Origin of the sequence: Burkholderia sp. E168m15 (assembly GCF_016586105.1) — a bacterium.
In the GTDB taxonomy this organism is placed as follows: Bacteria; Pseudomonadota; Gammaproteobacteria; order Burkholderiales; family Burkholderiaceae; genus Burkholderia; species Burkholderia orbicola.
Genome location: NZ_BCPO01000074.1, coordinates 52933 through 72086, shown reverse-complemented (window position 1 = coordinate 72086; position 19154 = coordinate 52933). Strand labels below are relative to the sequence as shown.

General features: G+C 68.1%; 14 protein-coding genes and 1 pseudogene. 9 read left to right on the top strand and 6 right to left on the bottom strand.

What is annotated here, in order from left to right; all coding sequences use genetic code 11:
• Positions 1-207: pseudogene (locus tag JMF86_RS12125) on the top strand (DoxX family protein); the annotation flags it as partial.
• 147 nt (positions 208-354) lie between these two features.
• Positions 355-1014: a ParA family protein gene (locus JMF86_RS12120; protein WP_011545963.1), complete on the top strand. Its 660-nt coding sequence runs from the start codon at positions 355-357 to the stop codon at positions 1012-1014.
• 141 nt (positions 1015-1155) lie between these two features.
• On the opposite strand, the gene panD is transcribed toward JMF86_RS12120, so the two are convergent.
• The 4 genes from panD to JMF86_RS12100 form a co-directional block, all read right to left on the bottom strand.
• Positions 1156-1542, bottom strand: coding sequence for an aspartate 1-decarboxylase (gene panD / locus JMF86_RS12115; RefSeq protein WP_011545962.1), 387 nt, complete (start codon positions 1540-1542; stop codon positions 1156-1158).
• A 44-nt stretch (positions 1543-1586) separates the two neighbouring features.
• Positions 1587-2426, bottom strand: a complete 840-nt coding sequence (panC, locus tag JMF86_RS12110; RefSeq protein ID WP_011545961.1) for a pantoate--beta-alanine ligase — start codon at positions 2424-2426, stop codon at positions 1587-1589.
• 262 nt (positions 2427-2688) lie between these two features.
• Positions 2689-3561, bottom strand: coding sequence for a ScpA family protein (locus tag JMF86_RS12105; protein WP_006478106.1), 873 nt, complete (start codon positions 3559-3561; stop codon positions 2689-2691).
• A gap of 4 nt (positions 3562-3565) precedes the next feature.
• Complete coding sequence (locus JMF86_RS12100; protein WP_006478107.1) at positions 3566-3754, bottom strand: DUF3460 family protein; 189 nt, start codon at positions 3752-3754, stop codon at positions 3566-3568.
• A gap of 249 nt (positions 3755-4003) precedes the next feature.
• Here JMF86_RS12100 and JMF86_RS12095 point away from each other — a divergent pair, with 249 nt between their 5' ends.
• Positions 4004-5818: an autotransporter assembly complex family protein gene (locus JMF86_RS12095; RefSeq protein ID WP_011545960.1), complete on the top strand. Its 1815-nt coding sequence runs from the start codon at positions 4004-4006 to the stop codon at positions 5816-5818.
• A 40-nt stretch (positions 5819-5858) separates the two neighbouring features.
• Positions 5859-9902 (top strand): translocation/assembly module TamB domain-containing protein, encoded by a 4044-nt coding sequence (locus tag JMF86_RS12090; RefSeq protein ID WP_011694360.1) that lies wholly within the window; start codon positions 5859-5861, stop codon positions 9900-9902.
• 95 nt (positions 9903-9997) lie between these two features.
• Here the strand turns inward: JMF86_RS12090 and metG are convergent, their stop codons facing one another.
• Together metG and JMF86_RS12080 are read right to left on the bottom strand one after the other, a co-directional pair.
• Positions 9998-12154 (bottom strand): methionine--tRNA ligase, encoded by a 2157-nt coding sequence (metG, locus tag JMF86_RS12085; protein WP_011545958.1) that lies wholly within the window; start codon positions 12152-12154, stop codon positions 9998-10000.
• A 379-nt stretch (positions 12155-12533) separates the two neighbouring features.
• Positions 12534-13181, bottom strand: coding sequence for an OmpA family protein (locus tag JMF86_RS12080; protein ID WP_006478111.1), 648 nt, complete (start codon positions 13179-13181; stop codon positions 12534-12536).
• 352 nt (positions 13182-13533) lie between these two features.
• On the opposite strand from JMF86_RS12080, the gene apbC reads away from it, so the two are divergent.
• The 5 genes from apbC (at position 13534) to JMF86_RS12055 (ending at position 19154) form a co-directional block, all read left to right on the top strand.
• A complete protein-coding gene (gene apbC, locus JMF86_RS12075; RefSeq protein ID WP_011545957.1) occupies positions 13534-14625 on the top strand; it encodes an iron-sulfur cluster carrier protein ApbC in 1092 nt (363 codons plus the stop codon).
• Between the two features lie 133 nt (positions 14626-14758).
• Positions 14759-15295, top strand: a complete 537-nt coding sequence (gene sodC / locus JMF86_RS12070) for a superoxide dismutase [Cu-Zn] (RefSeq protein WP_011545956.1) — start codon at positions 14759-14761, stop codon at positions 15293-15295.
• A gap of 113 nt (positions 15296-15408) precedes the next feature.
• On the top strand, positions 15409-15978 hold the full coding sequence (dcd, locus tag JMF86_RS12065) for a dCTP deaminase (protein WP_006398615.1): 570 nt from the start codon (positions 15409-15411) through the stop codon (positions 15976-15978).
• Between the two features lie 81 nt (positions 15979-16059).
• Positions 16060-18339 carry an arginine/lysine/ornithine decarboxylase gene (locus JMF86_RS12060; protein ID WP_011545955.1) on the top strand — a complete coding sequence of 760 codons (2280 nt, stop codon included), beginning with the start codon at positions 16060-16062 and terminating at the stop codon, positions 18337-18339.
• The gene (locus JMF86_RS12055) at positions 18339-19154 is read left to right on the top strand and encodes a lysozyme inhibitor LprI family protein (protein WP_011545954.1); all 816 of its coding nucleotides are present in this window, start codon (positions 18339-18341) and stop codon (positions 19152-19154) included. Before JMF86_RS12060 ends, JMF86_RS12055 begins: the two co-directional genes overlap by 1 nt.

Genomic DNA, 19154 nt, shown 5'->3' with positions numbered 1-19154 from the left:
TTCCGCGTGCGCATCGCCGCGCTGGTGCTGCTGCCGTTCATGCTCGGCGCGGTCGCCGCGCATCTGCCGAACGGCTGGAGCTTCGCGTCGCCGCACGGCGGCTGGGAATATCCGGCGTTCTGGGCCGTCACGCTGGCCGTGCAGGCCCTGCTGGGCGGCGGCGCGTTCGCGCTCGGCGCGCGGGAGGCCGCGGTCCAGCGCGCATGACGTGAAGGAAAGCAGACGAAAGCGGCACGCGGTTCGGCGTGACCGGTTCCGGTGACACCCCGTTTGCCGATATCATCGCTCCCTGTATCCGCAATCGAGCGGCGCCTGCCATGCGGCCGGCGCCGCGCGGCTTTTTCGGGGGAATTCATGACGGTCATCGTGGTGGCGAATCCGAAGGGCGGCGTGGGCAAGAGCACGCTGTCCACCAACTTAGCCGGCTATTTCGCGGCGCAGGGCGCGTGGGTCGCACTGGCCGACCTGGACCGGCAGCAGTCCGCGCATGCGTGGCTCGACCTGCGGCCGGCCGGCTTGCCGGCGATCGAGGCGTGGGAGCTCGATCCGGAGGCGCCGTCGAAGCCGCCGCGCGGGCTGGAATATGCGGTGATCGATACGCCGGCCGGCCTGCACGGCACGCGGCTCAACGTCGCGCTGCAACTGGCCGACAAGGTGATCGTGCCGCTGCAGCCGTCGATGTTCGATATTCTCGCGACCCAGCAGTTTCTGGAGCGCCTCGCCGGCGAGAAGGCCGTGCGCAAGGGCAGCGTCGAGGTCGGGATCGTCGGGATGCGGGTCGACGCGCGCACGCGCTCGTCCGACCAGTTGCACCGGTTCGTCGAGGGGCTGGGCCTGCCGGTGCTCGGCTACGTGCGCGACACGCAGAACTACGTGCAGATCGCCGCGCACGGCCTGACGCTGTGGGACGTCGCGAAAAGCCGGGTCGAGAAGGATCTCGAGCAGTGGCGGCCGATCGTCGAATGGGCCGAGCGCCGCGTGCCGAAGGCCGAGAAGGCCGCCAAGGCTTCCTGAGCGGCCGGCCATCCGGCCGTCTTGCCGGCGCGACACCCAATGAGAAAGGGCCGGAACCGTGGTGTACGGTGTCCGGCCCTTCGGCGACCAGCGGCGCTGCGCGGGTGGCCCGCGCCACGGCACGCGGGCGTGCCGCTCGGCTTACGTCCAGTTCTGCGTCGGCACGTGATCGCGGTGGCCCTTGATCTTGTTGCCGTCGTCGATGAACACCAGCTTCGGCTTCCAGCCGGCCTGCAGCTCGGCTTCGTCGACCATCGCGAACGCGGCGATGATCACGAGGTCGCCGAGCTGCGCGCGGCGCGCGGCCGAGCCGTTCAGCGAGATCATCCCGCTGCCGCGCTCGCCCTTGATCGCGTACGTCGAGAAGCGCTCGCCGTTGTTGATGTTCCAGATGTCGATCCGTTCGTTTTCGATCAGGCCCGCCGCTTCGAGCAGGTCTTCGTCGATCGCGCACGAACCTTCGTAGTGCAGTTCGCAGTGCGTGACCGCCGCACGATGGATCTTCGATTTGAGCATGTGGCGCTGCATGGTGTCTCCGTGATGCGTCGTGAGGGGCGCGGGCGGGCCGGCCGTCAGATTTCCAGGTTGTCGATGAGGCGCGTCGCGCCGAGCTTCGCGGCCGCGAGCACGACGAGCGGCTCGCCGGCCTCGAGTTCGGCGGCGCTCGGCGCGATCAGGTTCGCGCGGCGGCGGATCGCGATGTAGTCGGGCACCCAGCCGCGTTCGGCCAGGTGCGTGTGCGCGTGCTGCTCGAGCTTGCCGAGGTCGCGTTCGCCGCCGAGCACGCTGTCGCGCACGCGCTGCAGCGTTTTCGCCAGTTCCGGCGCTTCCTTGCGCTCGTCGGTCGTCAGGTAGCGGTTGCGCGACGACAGCGCGAGGCCGTCCTCGTCGCGCACGGTCTCGGCCGCGATGATCTCGACCGGCAGCGCGAGCTGCTGGCACATCCGGCGCACGATCATCAGCTGCTGGTAATCCTTCTTGCCGAACACGGCGACGCGCGGCTGCACGCAGGACATCAGCTTCGTGACGACCGTGCACACGCCGGCGAAGAAGCCGGGCCGGAACTCGCCTTCGAGAATCCCGCCGAGATCGTCCGGCGGCAGCACGCGATACTCCTGCGGCTCAGGGTACATGTCGCGCTCGGTCGGCGCGAACAGCACGTATACGTTGTTCTGCTGCAGCTTCTCGATATCGTCCTGGAGCGTGCGCGGGTACTTGTCGAAATCCTCGTTCGGGCCGAATTGCAGCCGGTTGACGAAGATGCTCGCCACGACCGGGTCGCCGTGCTGGCGCGCGAGGCGCATCAGCGACAGGTGCCCTTCGTGCAGGTTGCCCATCGTCGGCACGAACGCCGTGCGGTTCTGTCCGCGCAGCTGGTCGCGCAGTTCCTGGATCGAGCTGATGACTTTCATGATCGGGTAGCGGGTTCCTCGCGCAGGCGCGCGTTGACGCCGCGGCAGCGGCGTCGGGGTCGAAGCGGAGAACGCCGGCGCGCGGGCGGCGCATCGGACGTCGGCGGATTGTAGAGGATTTGGCCGCGCGACGCATCGATAAAAGAACGATCGTTCACTTTATAGTGGGGCGTGCCGGACACCCGCCGGACGGCCGTCCGCCGCGGCGAAGCCGCGAGCGTCGGGATGAACCGCGGAGCGGGGAAACGGCTGAGGGAAGACCTTACGCGGGCAGGTACGCGAGGCGCACGTAGATCGGCGCGAACGGCTCGGCCTGCGTGATTTCGAGCAGCGATTCGCGCGCGAGTTCGAGCATCGCGATGAAATTCACGACGACGACCGGTACGCCGCGCGACGTGTCGAACAGGTCGGCGAACTCCATGAAGCGCGCGTTCTGCAGCCGGCGCAGGATCAGGCTCATGTGTTCGCGCACCGACAGCTCCTCGCGGGAGATCTTGTGGTGCTGCACGAGCTTCGCGCGCTTGAGCACATCGGCCCACGCGGCGCGCAAGTCGTCCGAATTCACGTCGGGAAAGCGCGGCGTGACGCTTTGCTCGATGTACACCTCGGCGCGCAGGAAATCACGGCCGAGCTGCGGCAACTGATCGAGCCGCTGCGCGGCGAGCTTCATCTGCTCGTATTCGAGCAGCCGGCGCACGAGTTCGGCGCGCGGATCCTCGGCTTCCTCGCCGGTGTCGGCCTTCTTCACCGGCAGCAGCATCCGCGACTTGATCTCGATCAGCATCGCGGCCATCAGCAGGTACTCGGCCGCGAGCTCGAGGTTCGACGCGCGGATCTGGTCGACGTAGCCCAGATATTGCGCGGTGACCTGCGCCATCGGGATGTCGAGCACGTTGAAGTTCTGCTTGCGGATCAGGTACAGCAGCAGGTCCAGCGGGCCTTCGAACGTTTCGAGGAACACCTCGAGCGCGTCGGGCGGGATGTAGAGATCCTGCGGCAGCTTGAAGAGCGGCTCGCCGTACAGGCGAGCGAACGCCGCGACACCGTCGACCGTGTCGGGCGTCGAATCGGCGCCCGCGGGCGCGGCGATCGCGTCGTCCTGCCGGGCGGCGCTGGCCTCGTCGGCGGCGCTCACGTCGTCAGAAGTTCTGGTAGTAGACGTACGACGTTTGCTTCACGCGCGATTCCTGCTGCTCGGCGCGCTCTTCGAGATCGATCGGCTGCTTGTCCCACAGAAGGGAACGGCCCTTGCGCTGCTCTTCCTCGAGCGTCGGCTTCTGCTGCTTGAGCTGGTTCAGGAACTGCGTGACGTCGGACTGGTACGGCATGGCTGGATCTTCCGTTTCGGGCGGCGCACGGTGCGCCGGATTCGCGATGGCGGGATTTTACCGCATCGCGGGGAACAGCCGGCGCCAATCGCGCGTCGAATCCGCGGGCCGGTACCGGCGGACACCGTGCGGCGGCCCTTCCGGCGCCTTGGCACTCTTTCACAATCGTTTGGCTGTGACGCCGGCGCCCTGTGGTCAAATACAGGGTTTTCCACGAAACCGTAACCATCCAGGACGGCGAGGTCATATTTGGCGGGGCAGTCGAACCAGCAAGCACACACGGCGCATCACGCGGGCCCGCGCGCGGCCCGCGATCGCGCCGGCGCCGCGGCCCGCGTCGCGCGGGCGGCCCTCGCGGGTTGCCTGGCCGCGTGTTTCGCGCTGCCGGCCCATGCGAAATACGACGTCGACATCGACGCGCCGCGCTCGATCCGCAAGCTCCTGAAGACCCATCTCGATATTGCCCGCTTCGCGAAGCGTGACGACATCAGCGACGACCAGTTCGACTTCCTCGTGACCGCCACGCCGCAGCAGGTGCGCGATTTGACCGCGACGGCCGGCTATTTCTCGCCGGTCGTGCGTACCGACGTGCGCACCCGCGACGGCAAGCGCGACGTGCACATCGCGGTCGATCCGGGCAAGCAGACCGTCGTGTCGACGGTCGACCTGACGTTCAAGGGGCCGGTCGAGACCGAGGACCCGAAGCAGGAAACCGCGACCCGTTTCGCGTTCTCGATGAAGCCGGGCGATCCGTTCACGCAATCCGACTGGGACGACGCGAAGGGCGCGGCGCTCCGGCAACTGCAGTCGCGCCGCTATCTCGGCGCGAAGATCGTGTCGTCCGAGGCGCGCATCGATCCGCGCACGCAGCGTGCGACGCTCGCGGTCGCGTTCGACAGCGGCCCGACGTTCACGATCGGCAAGGTTGATGTCGACGGCGTGCGCCGTTATCCGGAAAAGATCGTCACGAACGTCAATCCGCTGTCGGAAGGCGAGATCTACGACGTGCAGCGGATCGCCGAATTGCAGCGCCAGTTGCAGAACACGCCGTACTACGCGAGCGTCGCGATCGACGTCGGCGACGATACGTCGAAGCCCGAGCGCACGCCCGTGCACGTGAAGGTCAGCGAGTTTCCGTACAACAACATCCGCGGCGGCGTCGGCTTCGCCACCGATACCGGGCCGCACGTGCAGGGTTCCTATACGTATCTCGACACGTTCGGCGCCGCGTGGCCGCTGACCGTGTCGGGCCGGCTCGACCAGATCCAGCAGTACGGGCAGGTCCAGCTGTCGATGCCGCCGGGCGAGAAGGGCTGGACCAACAGCGTGCTCGCGTCGTACACGAACACCAACGTGTCGGACACGCGCATCTACAGCGCGCGGGTCGGCGTGCAGCGCACGCGCACCGGCCAGTTCATCGACTATGCGTATTCGCTGATGTACTACCAGGATCGGCTCGACCAGAACGGCGCGGGGCCGACCACGAGCCGCGCGCTGGTGCCGCAGTGGGCGTGGACCCGCCGCAACGTCGACGATCCGCTGTTCCCGCGCTCGGGCAACCTGATTCATGCGGAGGCCGGCTTCGCGGTCAAGGGCGTGCTGGCCGACGAGAGCTTCATTCGCGGCTACGCGCGCGGCCAGCAGTATTTGCCGATCGGCAAGCGCGACCTGTTCGTGTTCCGCGCGGAACTCGGCGGCGTGTTTACGAGCGGCAGCTCGACCGGCGTGCCGGCGTCGCTGCTGTTCCGCGCCGGCGGCTCGAACTCGGTGCGCGGCTACGGTTACCAGAGCATCGGCAACAGCGTCGACGGCTCCGTTTTGCCGACCAAGTACCTGATGACGGGGACGGCCGAATACCAGCACTGGTTCAACCGCGACTGGGGCGCCGCGACGTTCTTCGACATCGGCACCGCGACCGATGCATGGGGCGAGCGCGTGTTTTACCCGGGCGTGGGCGTCGGTGCACGCTGGCGCAGCCCGGTCGGCCCGATCAACGTCGACGTCGCGTACGGCTTGCGCAACCACAGCGTGCGCCCGTACCTGACGCTCGGCATCGCTTTCTGAACCCGCCGCCCTATTGACGACGACCCGCACGACGAACCGCATGACGAAGGACCCGAACGACACGCCGCCGCCTCACGATCCGGATTCGCCCGACGGCGCGCCCGACACGCCGCCGCGCGCGCCGCGTCGCGGCCGCGCGTGGCGTGTCATTGCGTGGACGCTCGCGACGGTCGTGCTGCTCGTCGTGCTGGCGGCGGGGCTCGTGCTGGGCGCGGTGACGACCGAGCGCGGCACGCGGCTCGCGTGGCAGGCGGCCGGCAAGGTGCTCGGCACGCGGCTCGCGGGCACGCTCGAAGGCGGCTCGCTCGCGACCGGCGTGCGCTTGCGCGGGTTCGCGTGGACGAGCCCCGACGGCACCGGCACCGAGGTGCGCATCGACCGGCTCGACGGCCGTTGGGCATTGACCCGCGCGCCGTGGCGGCTGTCCATCGCCTATCTGCGCGCGGGCACGATCGACGTGCGGATCGCGCCGGGGCCGTCGACGCCGAGCACGACGCCGCAGGACCTGAGCCTGCCGCTGCAGGTGCGGATCGACGACCTGCGCGTCGATCGCCTCGCCATTCACGAAGGCACGTCGACGACGCAGCTCGACCATCTCGCGCTGAACGGCCGCAGCGACGGCCGTCACCATGAACTCGTGCTCGACGGCGTCGATACGCCGTACGGCGCGCTGACCGCGCGCGCGAAGCTCGACGGCGTGAAGCCGTTCGCGCTGACCGGTGAAGCGACCTACGCGGGCAAGCTGTCGGACGAGCCGGTCGACGCGCGGGCCCGCGTGTCGGGTTCGCTCGAGGCGCTCGTCGCAGACGTCGACGCGAGCGGGATGAAGCTGAACGGGCGCGCGCACGTCGAGGCCGCGCCGTTCGGCACGGTGCCGCTCACGCGCGCGTCGCTCGCGTTCGACCACGTGAACCCGCAAGCATTGTCGCCCGGCGCGCCCGCGGCCGATCTCGCGGTGCGCGCGGAACTCGCACCGGTGAGCGCACAGGCAGGCTCGGCGCCCGCGAAGGGTTTCGCGGTGACGGGCCCGGTGTCGATCGTCAACGCGAAGCCGGGCACGCTCGGCGACCATCTTCTGCCGGTGATCGACGCGCATGCGACCGTGCATCTCGACGCGCACGCGCAACGGATCGACGGCCTCGCGCTGAAGCTGATCCGCGACGGCAGCGTGACCGGCGGCGGCACGCTCACGGGCGGCAAGGGCCGCTTCGATCTGAAGGTTGCGAACCTCGACCTGAACGCGTTCGTCGCCGAGCTGCGGCCGATGCGCCTCGGCGGCCCGCTCGGCGTGACGCTCGCGGGCGACGTGACGACCGTCGATTTCAACCTGAACGATCCGAAGCTCGCGCTCGGCGCACGCGCCAAGGTCGCGCTCACGCGGCAGCAGACCGTGCTGACCGACACGCGCGTGACGGCGGGCAAGGGGCGCATCGACCTGACGGGCGTGTTCCGCCACGACGCGCATTCGAGCTACGACGCGAAGGCGACGCTGACCGCGTTCGATCCGCTGCTGCTCGCCGCGATGAGCGCGCCGAAGGCGGGCGGCGGCAAGGCGCCCGCGACGGCCGCCAAGGCCCCGGCCAAGCGCGGCGAAACGCGCGTATCGGGCACGCTGACCGCGTCGGGCGCGTTCGCGCCGCAGGTGTCGACGAAGGCGACCTTCAAGCTCGCCGACAGCCTGTACGACGGCGTGCCGCTGACCGGCGCCGGCGTCGTGCAGCTCGCCGGCTCGCGAATCCTGCCGAGCAACGCGAACCTGTCGATCGCCGGCAACCACGTCGACCTGCGCGGCAGCTTCGGCGCGCCCGGCGACCGGCTGCGCTTCGTCGTCGACGCGCCGCAGCTCGACCGGCTCGGCTTCGGCGTCCAGGGGCTCGTGCAGGCGCAAGGCGACCTGACCGGCAGCTTCGCGCATCCGAACGTGACGGCGACCTACAAGGCCGAGCACGTCGTCGTCGGTTCGAACCGGATCGGCACCGCCCAGGGCCGCGCGGACATCCGCGATGGCGCGCACGGCGCGCTCGTGTTCACGGCCGACGCGTCCGACATCGCGCTCGGTTCGTTCCAGCTGAAATCGTTGCGCGCGAACCTCGACGGCACGCGCGCGAAGCACACGCTCGACGCGTCGGCGCTCGGGGTGGCCGGTGGCCGCGTGATCGACCTGACGCTCGCGGCGAACGGCGGCGTGGTCGAGAACCGCGACGGCATGCGCTGGGACGGCACCGTCACGCGGCTCGCGAATCGCGGCACGCCGGCGCTCGCGCTGCAGGCGCCGCTGACGATATCGGCCGGCGCCGGCCGCGTGACGCTCGGCGCGACGCGGCTTACGCTCGAAGGTGCGGCGATCGACCTGAAATCGTTCGTGTTCGACCGCGGCCAGATGCGCTCGGCGGGCGCCGTGACCGGCGCGTCGGTCGCGCGTTTCCTCGAGGTTCGCCAGGCGCTGACCGGCCAGCGGCCGCCGGTGCGGACCGACGTCGTGCTCGATGCCGACTGGGATTTCGCGCTCGGCGCGAACGCGACGGGCTACGTGCAGGTGAAGCGCCGCGGCGGCGACGTGACGATCGAGACCGGGCGCGGCATCGCATCGCTCGGCCTGACCGACCTGTCCGCCCGCGCGAGCTTCGCGCCCGGCAACCGGCTCAACGTGACGGCACTCGCGAAGGCGAGCCGGATCGGCACGCTCGACGCGAACGTCACGGTGCCGTTCGCGCTGCGCGACGGTGTGTTCGGCCTCGTCGACGACGGTCCGCTGGCGGGCCGCATCGACGCCGACATTCCGGCGCTGAAGACCACCGGCAACCTGTTCGGGCCGAGCTACCTGCTCGGCGGGCGCGCAGCGCTGAAGCTCACGGTCTCCGGCACGCCGGTGAAACCGAACCTGTCTGGGACGCTGACGGGCGACGAGCTTTCAGCGACGCTGATCGACCAGGGCGTGCAGTTGAAGGACGGCATCGTGCGCGTGAAGCTGTCGGACAACCTCGTCGAATTCCAGCAGGTCGAATTTCACGGCGGCGACGGCACGCTGCGCGCGCTCGGCCGCGTGCGGCTCGACGGCGAGGCGCCGGACCTGACCGCCAGCATCGTCGCGGACAAGCTCGAACTGTTCGCGGCGCCGGACCGCAAGCTGTCGCTGTCGGGCAAGGCCACCGTCGCGAACGACGGGCCGCGCGGCGCGCTGTCGATCGACGGCAAGTTCATGGTCGACCGCGCGCTGTTCGACCTGCCCGAGCAGTCGGCGCCGCACCTGTCCGACGACGTCGTGATCGTGCAGCCGGACGGCACGGTGCGCGGCGAGACGCCCACCGGCACCGCGGCCGCGAAGCCGAAGCCGGTCGAAAACAAGCCGGCGCCGTCGCTGGCGCCGCGCGCGAACATCGACGTCGGGCTCGGCAACAACTTCCGCTTCAAGGGCCACGGCGCGGATCTCGGGCTGCGCGGCACGATCACCGTGATGAGCGCGCCGGGCGTGCCGCTGCGCGCGGTCGGCAACGTGCGCGTGACCGAAGGCTCGACGTACACGACGTTCGGCCGCAAGCTCGCGATCGAGAACGGCTTCTTCACGTTCAACGGCCCCGTGTCGAACCCGGGCGTCAACATCCTCGCGATGCGGCGCAACCAGGAGGTCGAGGCCGGCGTGCAGGTGACGGGCACGATCCAGTCGCTGACGGTCAAGCTCGTGTCGGAGCCGAACGTCACGGACAACGAAAAGCTGTCGTGGCTGCTGTTCGGGCACGGCACCGACCAGGGCAACAACGTCGGCCAGCAGGGGGCGATGACGGCGGCGCTCGGGCTGCTCGGCAGCGTGACCGGCAAGCGGGTCGCGCAGACCTTCGGTCTCGACGAGGTGTCGGTCGGCCGCAGCGAGGTCGGCCTGACCGATCCGCAGGTCGTGCTGGTGTCGAAGGCGATCAACGAGCGGTTCGTGCTCGGCTTCGAGCAGGGGCTGCAATCGGCGGCCAACGCGTTCAAGGCGACGATCAACCTGACGCGCTTCTGGTCGGTGTCCGCGTACGGCGGCACGTTCCAGGGCGTCGACCTGAACTACACGCGGCGGTTCGACCGCTGGTTCGGGCAGCGCTGACGAAGGGCGCGGCATACCGGGCAGCGATAAAAAAGCCCCGCACGATGCAAGTCGTGCGGGGCTTTTTTTGCGCAAGCAGCAGCTGCGCGTTGCGCTTACTTCACGCGCATGCCGGGCTTCGCGCCGCTGTGCGGTTCGAGGATGTAGAGGCCCGGTTCCGCCTTCTCGTCGGTGGCCGATGCGGCGAGCACCATCCCTTCGGACAGGCCGAACTTCATCTTGCGCGGCGCGAGGTTCGCGACCATCACCGTCAGCTTGCCGACGAGCTGCTCGGGCTGATACGCGGACTTGATGCCCGAGAACACGTTGCGGGTCTTTTCCTCGCCGACGTCGAGCGTGAGCTGCAGCAGCTTGTCCGAGCCTTCGACCGCCTGACACGCGACGATCTTCGCGATGCGCAGATCGATCTTCGCGAAATCGTCGATCGAGATCGGTGCGTCGTCGGCGCCGTTCACGGCCGCCGGCTTCGCGCTCGCCTTCGCGTTGCTCTTCGCATCCTTCGCGGCATTGGCGCCCGCGGCGGCCGCGCCGGCTGCCTCGGCCTGCAGCGAATCGCGGTTCGCGGCGAGCAGCGCTTCGATCTGCTTCGCATCGACGCGCGTCATCAGGTGCTGGTACGCCTTGATCGGTTGCGCCGACGACAGCGGCTTCGCGGCGTCGGCCCACGCGAGCGGCGCGATCCCGAAGAACGCCTCGACCGCAACGGCCACGCGCGGCATCACCGGCTTCAGCGCGAGCGACAGCAGGCGGAAGGCCTCGAGGCTCACGCTGCAGGTTTCGTGCAGCGCGACCGCGTTGGCCGGGTCCTTCGCGAGATCCCACGGCTTCGCGCCGTCGACGTACGCGTTCACTTCGTCCGCGAGCTCCATCGTGTGGCGCAGCGCGCGGCCGTATTCGCGTGCTTCGTAGCTCGCGGCGATCTGTGGAATCGCATCGCGCAGCTTTGCGACGAGCGGATGATTCATCGCGCTGTCCTGCACGCGACCGTCGAAACGCTTGATCAGGAAGCCGGCCGCGCGGCTCGCGATGTTCACGTACTTGCCGACGAGGTCGCTGTTCACGCGCGCCTGGAAGTCGTCGAGGTTCAGGTCGATGTCTTCCATCGTCGCGTTCAGCTTCGCGGCGAAGTAGTAGCGCAGCCACTCGGGGTTCAGGCCGGTGTCGATGTAGCTCTGCGCGGTGATGAACGTGCCGCGCGACTTCGACATCTTCGCGCCGTCGACCGTCAGGAAGCCGTGCGCGAACACGTTGGTCGGCGTGCGGTGGCCCGAGAATTCGAGCATCGCGGGCCAGAACAGCGTGTGGAAGTACAGAATGTCCTTGCCGATGAAGTGGTACTGCTCGGCCTTCGAGCCCGGGCGGATCCACGCATCGAAATCGATGCCGTTGCGCTCGCACAGGTTCTTGAAGCTCGCGTAGTAGCCGACCGGCGCGTCGAGCCACACGTAGAAATACTTGCCGGGCGCACCGGGGATCTCGAAGCCGAAGTACGGCGCGTCGCGCGAGATGTCCCAGTCGGCGAGCTTGGATTCGCCGGCGTCGCCGAGCCATTCGCGCATCTTGTTGGTCGCTTCGGGCTGCGCGAGGCCGCTCACCCACTCGCGCAGGAACGATTCGCAGCGCGGGTCGGACAGGCGGAAGAAGTAGTGCTTCGAGGTCTTGCGCACCGGCGTCGCGCCCGACACGACCGAATACGGATTCAGCAGTTCGGTCGGCAGGTAGGTCGAGCCGCACACCTCGCAGCTGTCGCCGTACTGGTCCTTCGCGTGACACTTCGGACACTCGCCCTTGATGAAGCGGTCCGGCAGGAACATTTCCTTGACCGGATCGTAGGCTTGCTCGATTTCGCGTTCGGCGATCAGGCCGGCTTCCTGCAGCGCGAGATAGATGTTCTCGCTCAGCACGCGGTTTTCTTCCGAATCGGTCGTGTAGAAATTGTCGAACGACACGCCGAAGCTGTCGAAGTCGCGCTTGTGCTCGGTCCACACGCGGTCGATCAGCTGCTTCGGCGTCAGGCCTTCCTTCTCCGCGCGCAGCATGATCGGCGTGCCGTGCGTATCGTCGGCGCCGATGTAGTAGACCTCATGGCCATGCATTCGCAGCGTCCGCACCCAGATGTCGGTCTGGATGTACTCGACCAGGTGGCCGATGTGGATCTGCCCGTTGGCATAGGGCAGTGCGGACGTAACGAGGATCTGGCGGCTGCCTTGCGGCGCCGCAGCCTGCACGGAAGTGAGGTCGGATGCGGACATAGGGTCTGGAGAAGAACAGCGGGAAAAACGACGGGAAACTGCGATTCTAGCAGGGGCGCGGGCTCGCGCGGCGGGCGGGTGCCGTGGACCGGCCGGCTGCAGGGAGGAGGTCGCCCAAGTGCCGCGCCCGGCGGCGCGATGCTGCGGCGCAGCATGAATTCTGCGGGCAAAAAAAACCGGGGCGGATACGGCCCCGGAGCAACAACGACAAGAGGAGAATGGTGACGCGCCGGCAACACCAGCCACGTACCGTAAATACTGACCACGGCCTGCGACAGAAGTTCGAAAATTTTTTCGATTTGTTACCGGCTCCGCCGAAAGCCTTATCCGGCGGGGCTGTGCGGGCAGGATGCCCGCACGATTCCCCTCGTGGTTGCGCTTACTGATGCTGTTGCGGCGCGCGCAGGTAGATCTCGACGCGGCGGTTCTGTGCGCGGCCGGCTTCGGTCGCGTTGTCCGCGATCGGGTTCGACGGGCCCATGCCTTGCGCCGACAGACGGCCGCCATTCACGCCGCGCTGCACGAGCGCGTTCACGACGCTTTGCGCGCGGTTCTGCGACAGCGTCTGGTTCAGCTGCTGCGAGCCCGTGCTGTCCGTGTAGCCGACGATCGACGCCGTGACTTGCGGGTTCTGGTTCAGCGTCGTCGCGAGGTCGTTCAGCAGCGGCGTGAACGCCGGCGTGATCGCGTACTGGTTCGTCGCGAACGTGACCGAGCTCGGCACGTTCAGCTTCAGCGAGCCGTCCGGCTGCTCGGTGACCTGCGTGCCCGTCTGCGCTGCCGACGGCGCGAGCTTGTTCTTGATCGCCTGCCAGTTGTAACCCGTCACGCCACCGACCAGTGCGCCGACGCCCGCGCCGATCGCCGCGCCCTTGCCGCCACCGGCCAGTGCCCCGATCCCCGCGCCCAGCGCCGCGCCCGTGCCGGTACCGACGGCCGTATTGTTGCCTTGCTGCGTGGCGCAGCCTGCCAGCAGTGCGCCGGCGAGTGCGAATACGGACAGGCGAGTCGCGATTTTCATGTTCATCTTGGATTCCTCTCTTGGTTGAACGAGTCGACAACGACGACAAACAACAGTTATGGCTCCCTGCGCGGGCCGTCCGAAAAAGGAGGGCCGGCCTGCGCTTGCGGCAGCCGCCGAGGCGGTCGCATGCCCTGTCCGTCAGCGTGGCTGTTCGGGCAGCGCGACGCGTCAGCCTCTACAATATAGGCGGTGAGCGGCCGATTTGGCCCTATAGCATGCCGCACGCGAAGAGTGCGCCGGGTCGCGCGTTCGCGCAATGGCGTGCAACAGATTCTTTCACTTTTCCCGATTTTCGCAGCGTAATTTGATATTTTTTGACGTTTGCGCGCGAGAAAAACGTTTTCATGGAGTTTTGATGAGCATTGACCGGGCACAAGTCGACGCCGCGCTGGCGGCAGTCGTCGACCCCAATACCGGCCGCCCGTACGCGGCGAACAAGGGCGTGCGCAACGTCGCGATCGACGGCGATGTCGTGGCGCTCGACGTGGTGCTCGGTTATCCGGCGCGCAGCCAGCACGATGACGTGCGCGCACGCGTCGCCACGGCGCTCCAGGCCGTGCCGGGCGTGCGCGGCGCACGCGTCGCCGTGTCGCAGGAGATCGTCGCGCATACGGTGCAGCGCGGCGTGAAGCTGTTGCCGAATGTGAAGAACATCGTCGCGGTCGCGTCGGGCAAGGGTGGCGTCGGCAAGAGCACGACGGCTGTCAACCTCGCGCTTGCGCTCGCCGCGGAAGGCGCGTCGGTCGGCATTCTCGACGCCGACATCTACGGCCCGTCGCTGCCGACGATGCTCGGCATCCACGGCCAGCGCCCCGAGTCGCCGGACAACCAGTCGATGAACCCGCTCGTCGGCCATGGGCTGCAGGCGAACTCGATCGGCTTCCTGATCGAGGAAGACAACCCGATGGTGTGGCGCGGGCCGATGGCGACGTCGGCGCTCGAGCAACTGCTGCGCCAGACCAACTGGCGCGAGCTCGACTACCTGATCGTCGACATGCCGCCGGGCACGGGCGACATCCAGCTCACGCTCGCGCAGCGCGTGCCCGTCACCGGTGCGGTGATCGTCACGACGCCGCAGGACATCGCGCTGCTCGATGCGAAGAAGGGACTGAAGATGTTCGAGAAGGTCGGGATTCCGATCCTCGGCATCGTCGAGAACATGAGCATCCACATCTGCTCGAACTGCGGCCACGAGGAGCACATCTTCGGCGCCGGCGGGGCGGAACGGATGGCGAAGGATTACGACGTGAACGTGCTCGGCAGCCTACCGCTCGACATCGCGATCCGCGAGCGGGCCGACAGCGGCACGCCGACGGTCGCGGCCGAGCCGGACGGTGCGCTCGCGCGTCGCTACCGCGACATCGCGCGCGGGGTCGCGCTGGCGATTGCCGAGCGATCGCGCGACATGACGTCGAAGTTCCCGTCGATCGTTGTTCAAAATACGTAAAACCCTTGCGGGGCGGGGCCTCACGCTGTTTACGGCGCCGCGAGGCGCGGTATCATGGCGACTTTTCCCGGGTCCCTTTACCCGCCCGGCGCGGCCGTCGTGTCAAACGGTCGCCAGCCGGCATGAGGATCGAATGAAACAACGACATCACGGCGTGCGCGCCGGCCGCGCGCGGCGCGCGCTGCTGGCCGCCGCCGCGCTGGGCCTGCTGGCCGGCTGTACCTCCTTTTCCTCGTCGCACGAAAAACGGGCCGACGCGCAACTGCAGCCGACGGTCGGCGCGCAGGCGCGCGGCGCGGTGACGTTCGTCGAGCGCCCGGACGGTGTGCAGGTCACCTACAACCTGGTCGGCCTGCCGCCGAACAGCGATCACGCGCTGCAGGTGCACGAGCGCGGCGACTGCAACGCGGGCGACGGCTCGAGCGCCGGCCAGGTGTTCGCGCCGGCCGCCGACCGGCTGCGCGCCGGCGCGCGCGTCGCCGGCGATCTCGGCAACATCCATGCGGATGCGAACGGCGTCGCGGCCGGCTTCATCGTCGCGCCCGATCTGGCCCTCGACGGCGTGCGCTCGGCGATGAACCGCGCGGCGCTGGTGCACCGCGACTCGAGCGACCCGGCGTTTCCGCAGCATGGCGCGGGGCCCGCGCTGGCCTGCGGCGTGATCCGTTGACGGCCGCCGCGTGCGTGAGCCGATGATCGCGTAAAATGTCCGCCTTTCCCGGCCGCCGCCTTGCGCGAGCGGCCCTCCCCTGACCGTCACGCAGCGTTTCCAGGCGCCCCGATATGAGCATCAAGTCCGACAAATGGATTCGGCGCATGGCCGAAGAGCACAAGATGATCGAGCCGTTCGTGCCCGATCAGGTCCGCGCGTCCGAGGACGGCCGCCGGATCGTCAGCTACGGCACGTCGAGCTACGGCTACGACATCCGCTGCGCGGACGAATTCAAGATCTTCACGAACATCAACTCGACGATCGTCGATCCGAAGAACTTCGACGAGGGTTCGTTTGTCGATTTCAAGGGCGACGTGTGCATCATCCCGCCGAACTCGTTCGCGCTGGCCCGCACCGTCGAATATTTCCGCATTCCGCGCACCGTGCTCACCGTCTGCCTCGGCAAGTCGACCTACGCGCGCTGCGGGATCATCGTCAACGTGACGCCGTTCGAACCCGAGTGGGAAGGCTACGTCACGCTGGAATTCTCGAACACCACGCCGTTGCCCGCGAAGATCTACGCGAACGAAGGCGTCGCGCAGGTGCTCTTCTTCGAAAGCGACGAGGTGTGCGACGTGTCGTACGCCGATCGCGGCGGCAAGTATCAGGGGCAGCGCGGTGTCACGCTGCCGAAAACCTGATCTGGTTGCATAACGTCTCACCAGTTTCCGGGTGACCGCTGCGCGTGACGCGCCGCGGTCGTTCTTTTTGGAGAATCGCCCATGAAGTTTCGTTTCCCCGTCGTCATCATCGACGAAGATTTCCGCTCCGAGAACATCTCGGGCTCCGGCATCCGGGCGTTGGCCGAAGCGATCGAGAAGGAGGGCGTCGAAGTCCTCGGCCTCACGAGCTACGGCGATCTGACGTCGTTCGCGCAGCAATCGAGCCGCGCGTCGTGCTTCATCCTGTCGATCGACGACGACGAACTCATGCTCGGCGAAACCGGCCCGGACGGCGAGCTGCCCGAGCTCGCGACCGCGATCATCGAGCTGCGCGCGTTCGTCACCGAAGTGCGCCGCCGCAACGCGGACATCCCGATCTTCCTGTACGGCGAGACGCGCACGTCGCGCCATCTGCCGAACGACATCCTGCGCGAGCTGCACGGCTTCATCCACATGTTCGAGGACACGCCGGAGTTCGTCGCGCGCCACATCATCCGTGAAGCGAAGGTCTATCTCGACTCGCTCGCGCCGCCGTTCTTCAAGGAACTCGTCAAGTACGCGGACGAAGGCTCGTACTCGTGGCACTGCCCGGGCCACTCGGGCGGCGTCGCGTTCCTGAAGAACCCGCTCGGCCAGATGTTCCACCAGTTCTTCGGCGAGAACATGCTGCGCGCGGACGTCTGCAACGCGGTGGACGAACTCGGCCAGCTGCTCGACCACACCGGCCCGGTGGCGGCGTCCGAGCGCAATGCGGCGCGCATCTTCAGCGCCGATCACCTGTTCTTCGTGACCAACGGCACGTCGACGTCGAACAAGATCGTCTGGCACGCGACGGTCGCACCGGGCGACATCGTGCTGGTCGACCGCAACTGCCACAAGTCGATCCTGCACGCGATCACGATGACGGGCGCGATTCCGGTGTTCCTCACGCCGACGCGCAACCATTTCGGCATCATCGGGCCGATCCCGCGCGACGAATTCAAGCCGGAGAACATCCGCAGGAAGATCGAGGCGAACCCGTTCGCGCGCGAGGCGATGCGCCAGAACCCGGACATGAAGCCGCGCATCCTGACGATCACGCAGAGCACGTACGACGGCGTGGTGTACAACGTCGAGATGATCAAGGACCTGCTCGGCGATCTGCTCGACACGCTGCACTTCGACGAAGCATGGCTGCCGCACGCGACGTTCCACGATTTCTACCGCGACATGCACGCGATCGGCGACGGCCGTCCGCGCACGGGCGCGCTCGTGTTCGCGACCCACTCGACGCACAAGCTGCTCGCGGGCATCTCGCAGGCGTCGCAGATCGTCGTGCAGGATTCGGAGAACCGCACGTTCGACAAGCACCGCTTCAACGAGGCGTACCTGATGCACACGTCGACGAGCCCGCAGTACGCGATCATCGCGTCGTGCGACGTCGCGGCCGCGATGATGGAGCCGCCGGGCGGCACCGCGCTCGTCGAGGAATCGATCGCCGAGGCGATCGACTTCCGCCGCGCGATGCGCAAGGTCGACGCCGAGTACGGCGACGACTGGTTCTTCAGCGTGTGGGGCCCGGACAACCTGTCCGAGGAAGGCATCGGTTCGCGCGAGGACTGGATGCTGAAGCCGAACGACCACTGGCACGGCTTCGGCCCGCTCGCGGAAGGCTTCAACATGCTCGACCCGATCAAGGCGACGATCATCACGCCGGGGCTCGACGTCGACGGCGAGTTCGGCGAGACCGGCATTCCGGCCGCGATCGTCACGAAGTACCTGGCCGAGCACGGGATCATCGTCGAGAAGACCGGCCTGTACTCGTTCTTCATCATGTTCACGATCGGCATCACGAAGGGCCGCTGGAACTCGATGGTGACCGAGCTGCAGCAGTTCAAGGACGACTACGACAACAACCAGCCGCTGTGGCGCGTGCTGCCGGAATTCGTCGCGCAGCATCCGCGCTACGAGCGCGTCGGCCTGCGCGACCTGTGCACGCAGATCCACGACGTGTACCGCGCGAACGACATCGCCCGCCTGACGACCGAGATGTACCTGTCGGACATGGAGCCGGCGATGAAGCCGTCGGACGCGTTCGCGAAGCTCGCGCACCGCAAGATCGACCGCGTGCCGCTCGACGAGCTCGAAGGCCGCGTGACGAGCATCCTGCTCACGCCGTATCCGCCGGGCATCCCGCTGCTGATTCCGGGCGAGCGCTTCAACAAGACGATCGTGAACTACCTGCGGTTCGCGCGCGACTTCAACGAGCGTTTCCCGGGCTTCCACACCGACATCCACGGCCTCGTCGCGGAAGAGGTGAACGGCCGCGTCGAGTACTTCGTCGACTGCGTGCGCGACTGATGGCGCCGCGCGGACGATTCCGGACGATGCGCGCGGCGCTGGCCGCGCTCGTCGTCTGGACGGCAGGATTGGCGGGGCTCGCGGGCGCGGGCGTCGCCCACGCGGAAGTCGCGGCGGCCGACCCGATCGATGTCGCGATGCGGCAATGCCTCGCGCGGCGCGACCGGTCGTCGCCGGCCGGGCAGATCCAGTGCATGGGCGAAGCGCAGCAGCAGTGGCAGGCAGTGATGGACGGCGCGTACCAGCGCCTGTCGAAGGATGCGCCGGCCGACGCGAAGCGCGGCTGGCAGGACAGCCAGCGCCGCTGGCTCACGTGGCGCAAGGACGAAGTGCTGCTGCTGAAGGCCGTGTACGACACGACGCGCGGCACCGCATATGCGATGTCGAGCGCCGACCTGCAGCTGCAGCCGGTGCGCGATCGCGCGCTGGCGCTGCGCGGGGCGGCCGATCGCTATGCCCCGCCGCCGGCAGCCGTGCCGGTCGCGGCGACGAGCGGTGCGCAGGGCGGTGGTGCGGGTGCGCCGGCTGGCGCCAAGCCGGCGAATGCGTCGCGCGATCCGGCGATCCGCCGCGTGCGGCCGTGCGTGCAGGACGCCGCGTGCGAACACGCGCTGTTCGACCTGAACCGCTATTACCAGAAGCTGCGCCGCAAGATGCCCGCGCATTCGGCCGCGACGCTCGTGCGCGCGCAGCGCGCGTGGGTGGCGTTCCGCGATGCGACGGCGCCGCTCGTCGGCGAGGACGGACGCGTCGACCTGATCGGTGCGCGCATCGCGACGATGAAGCGGCTGTCGGAGACGGCCGGCAACCGGTAA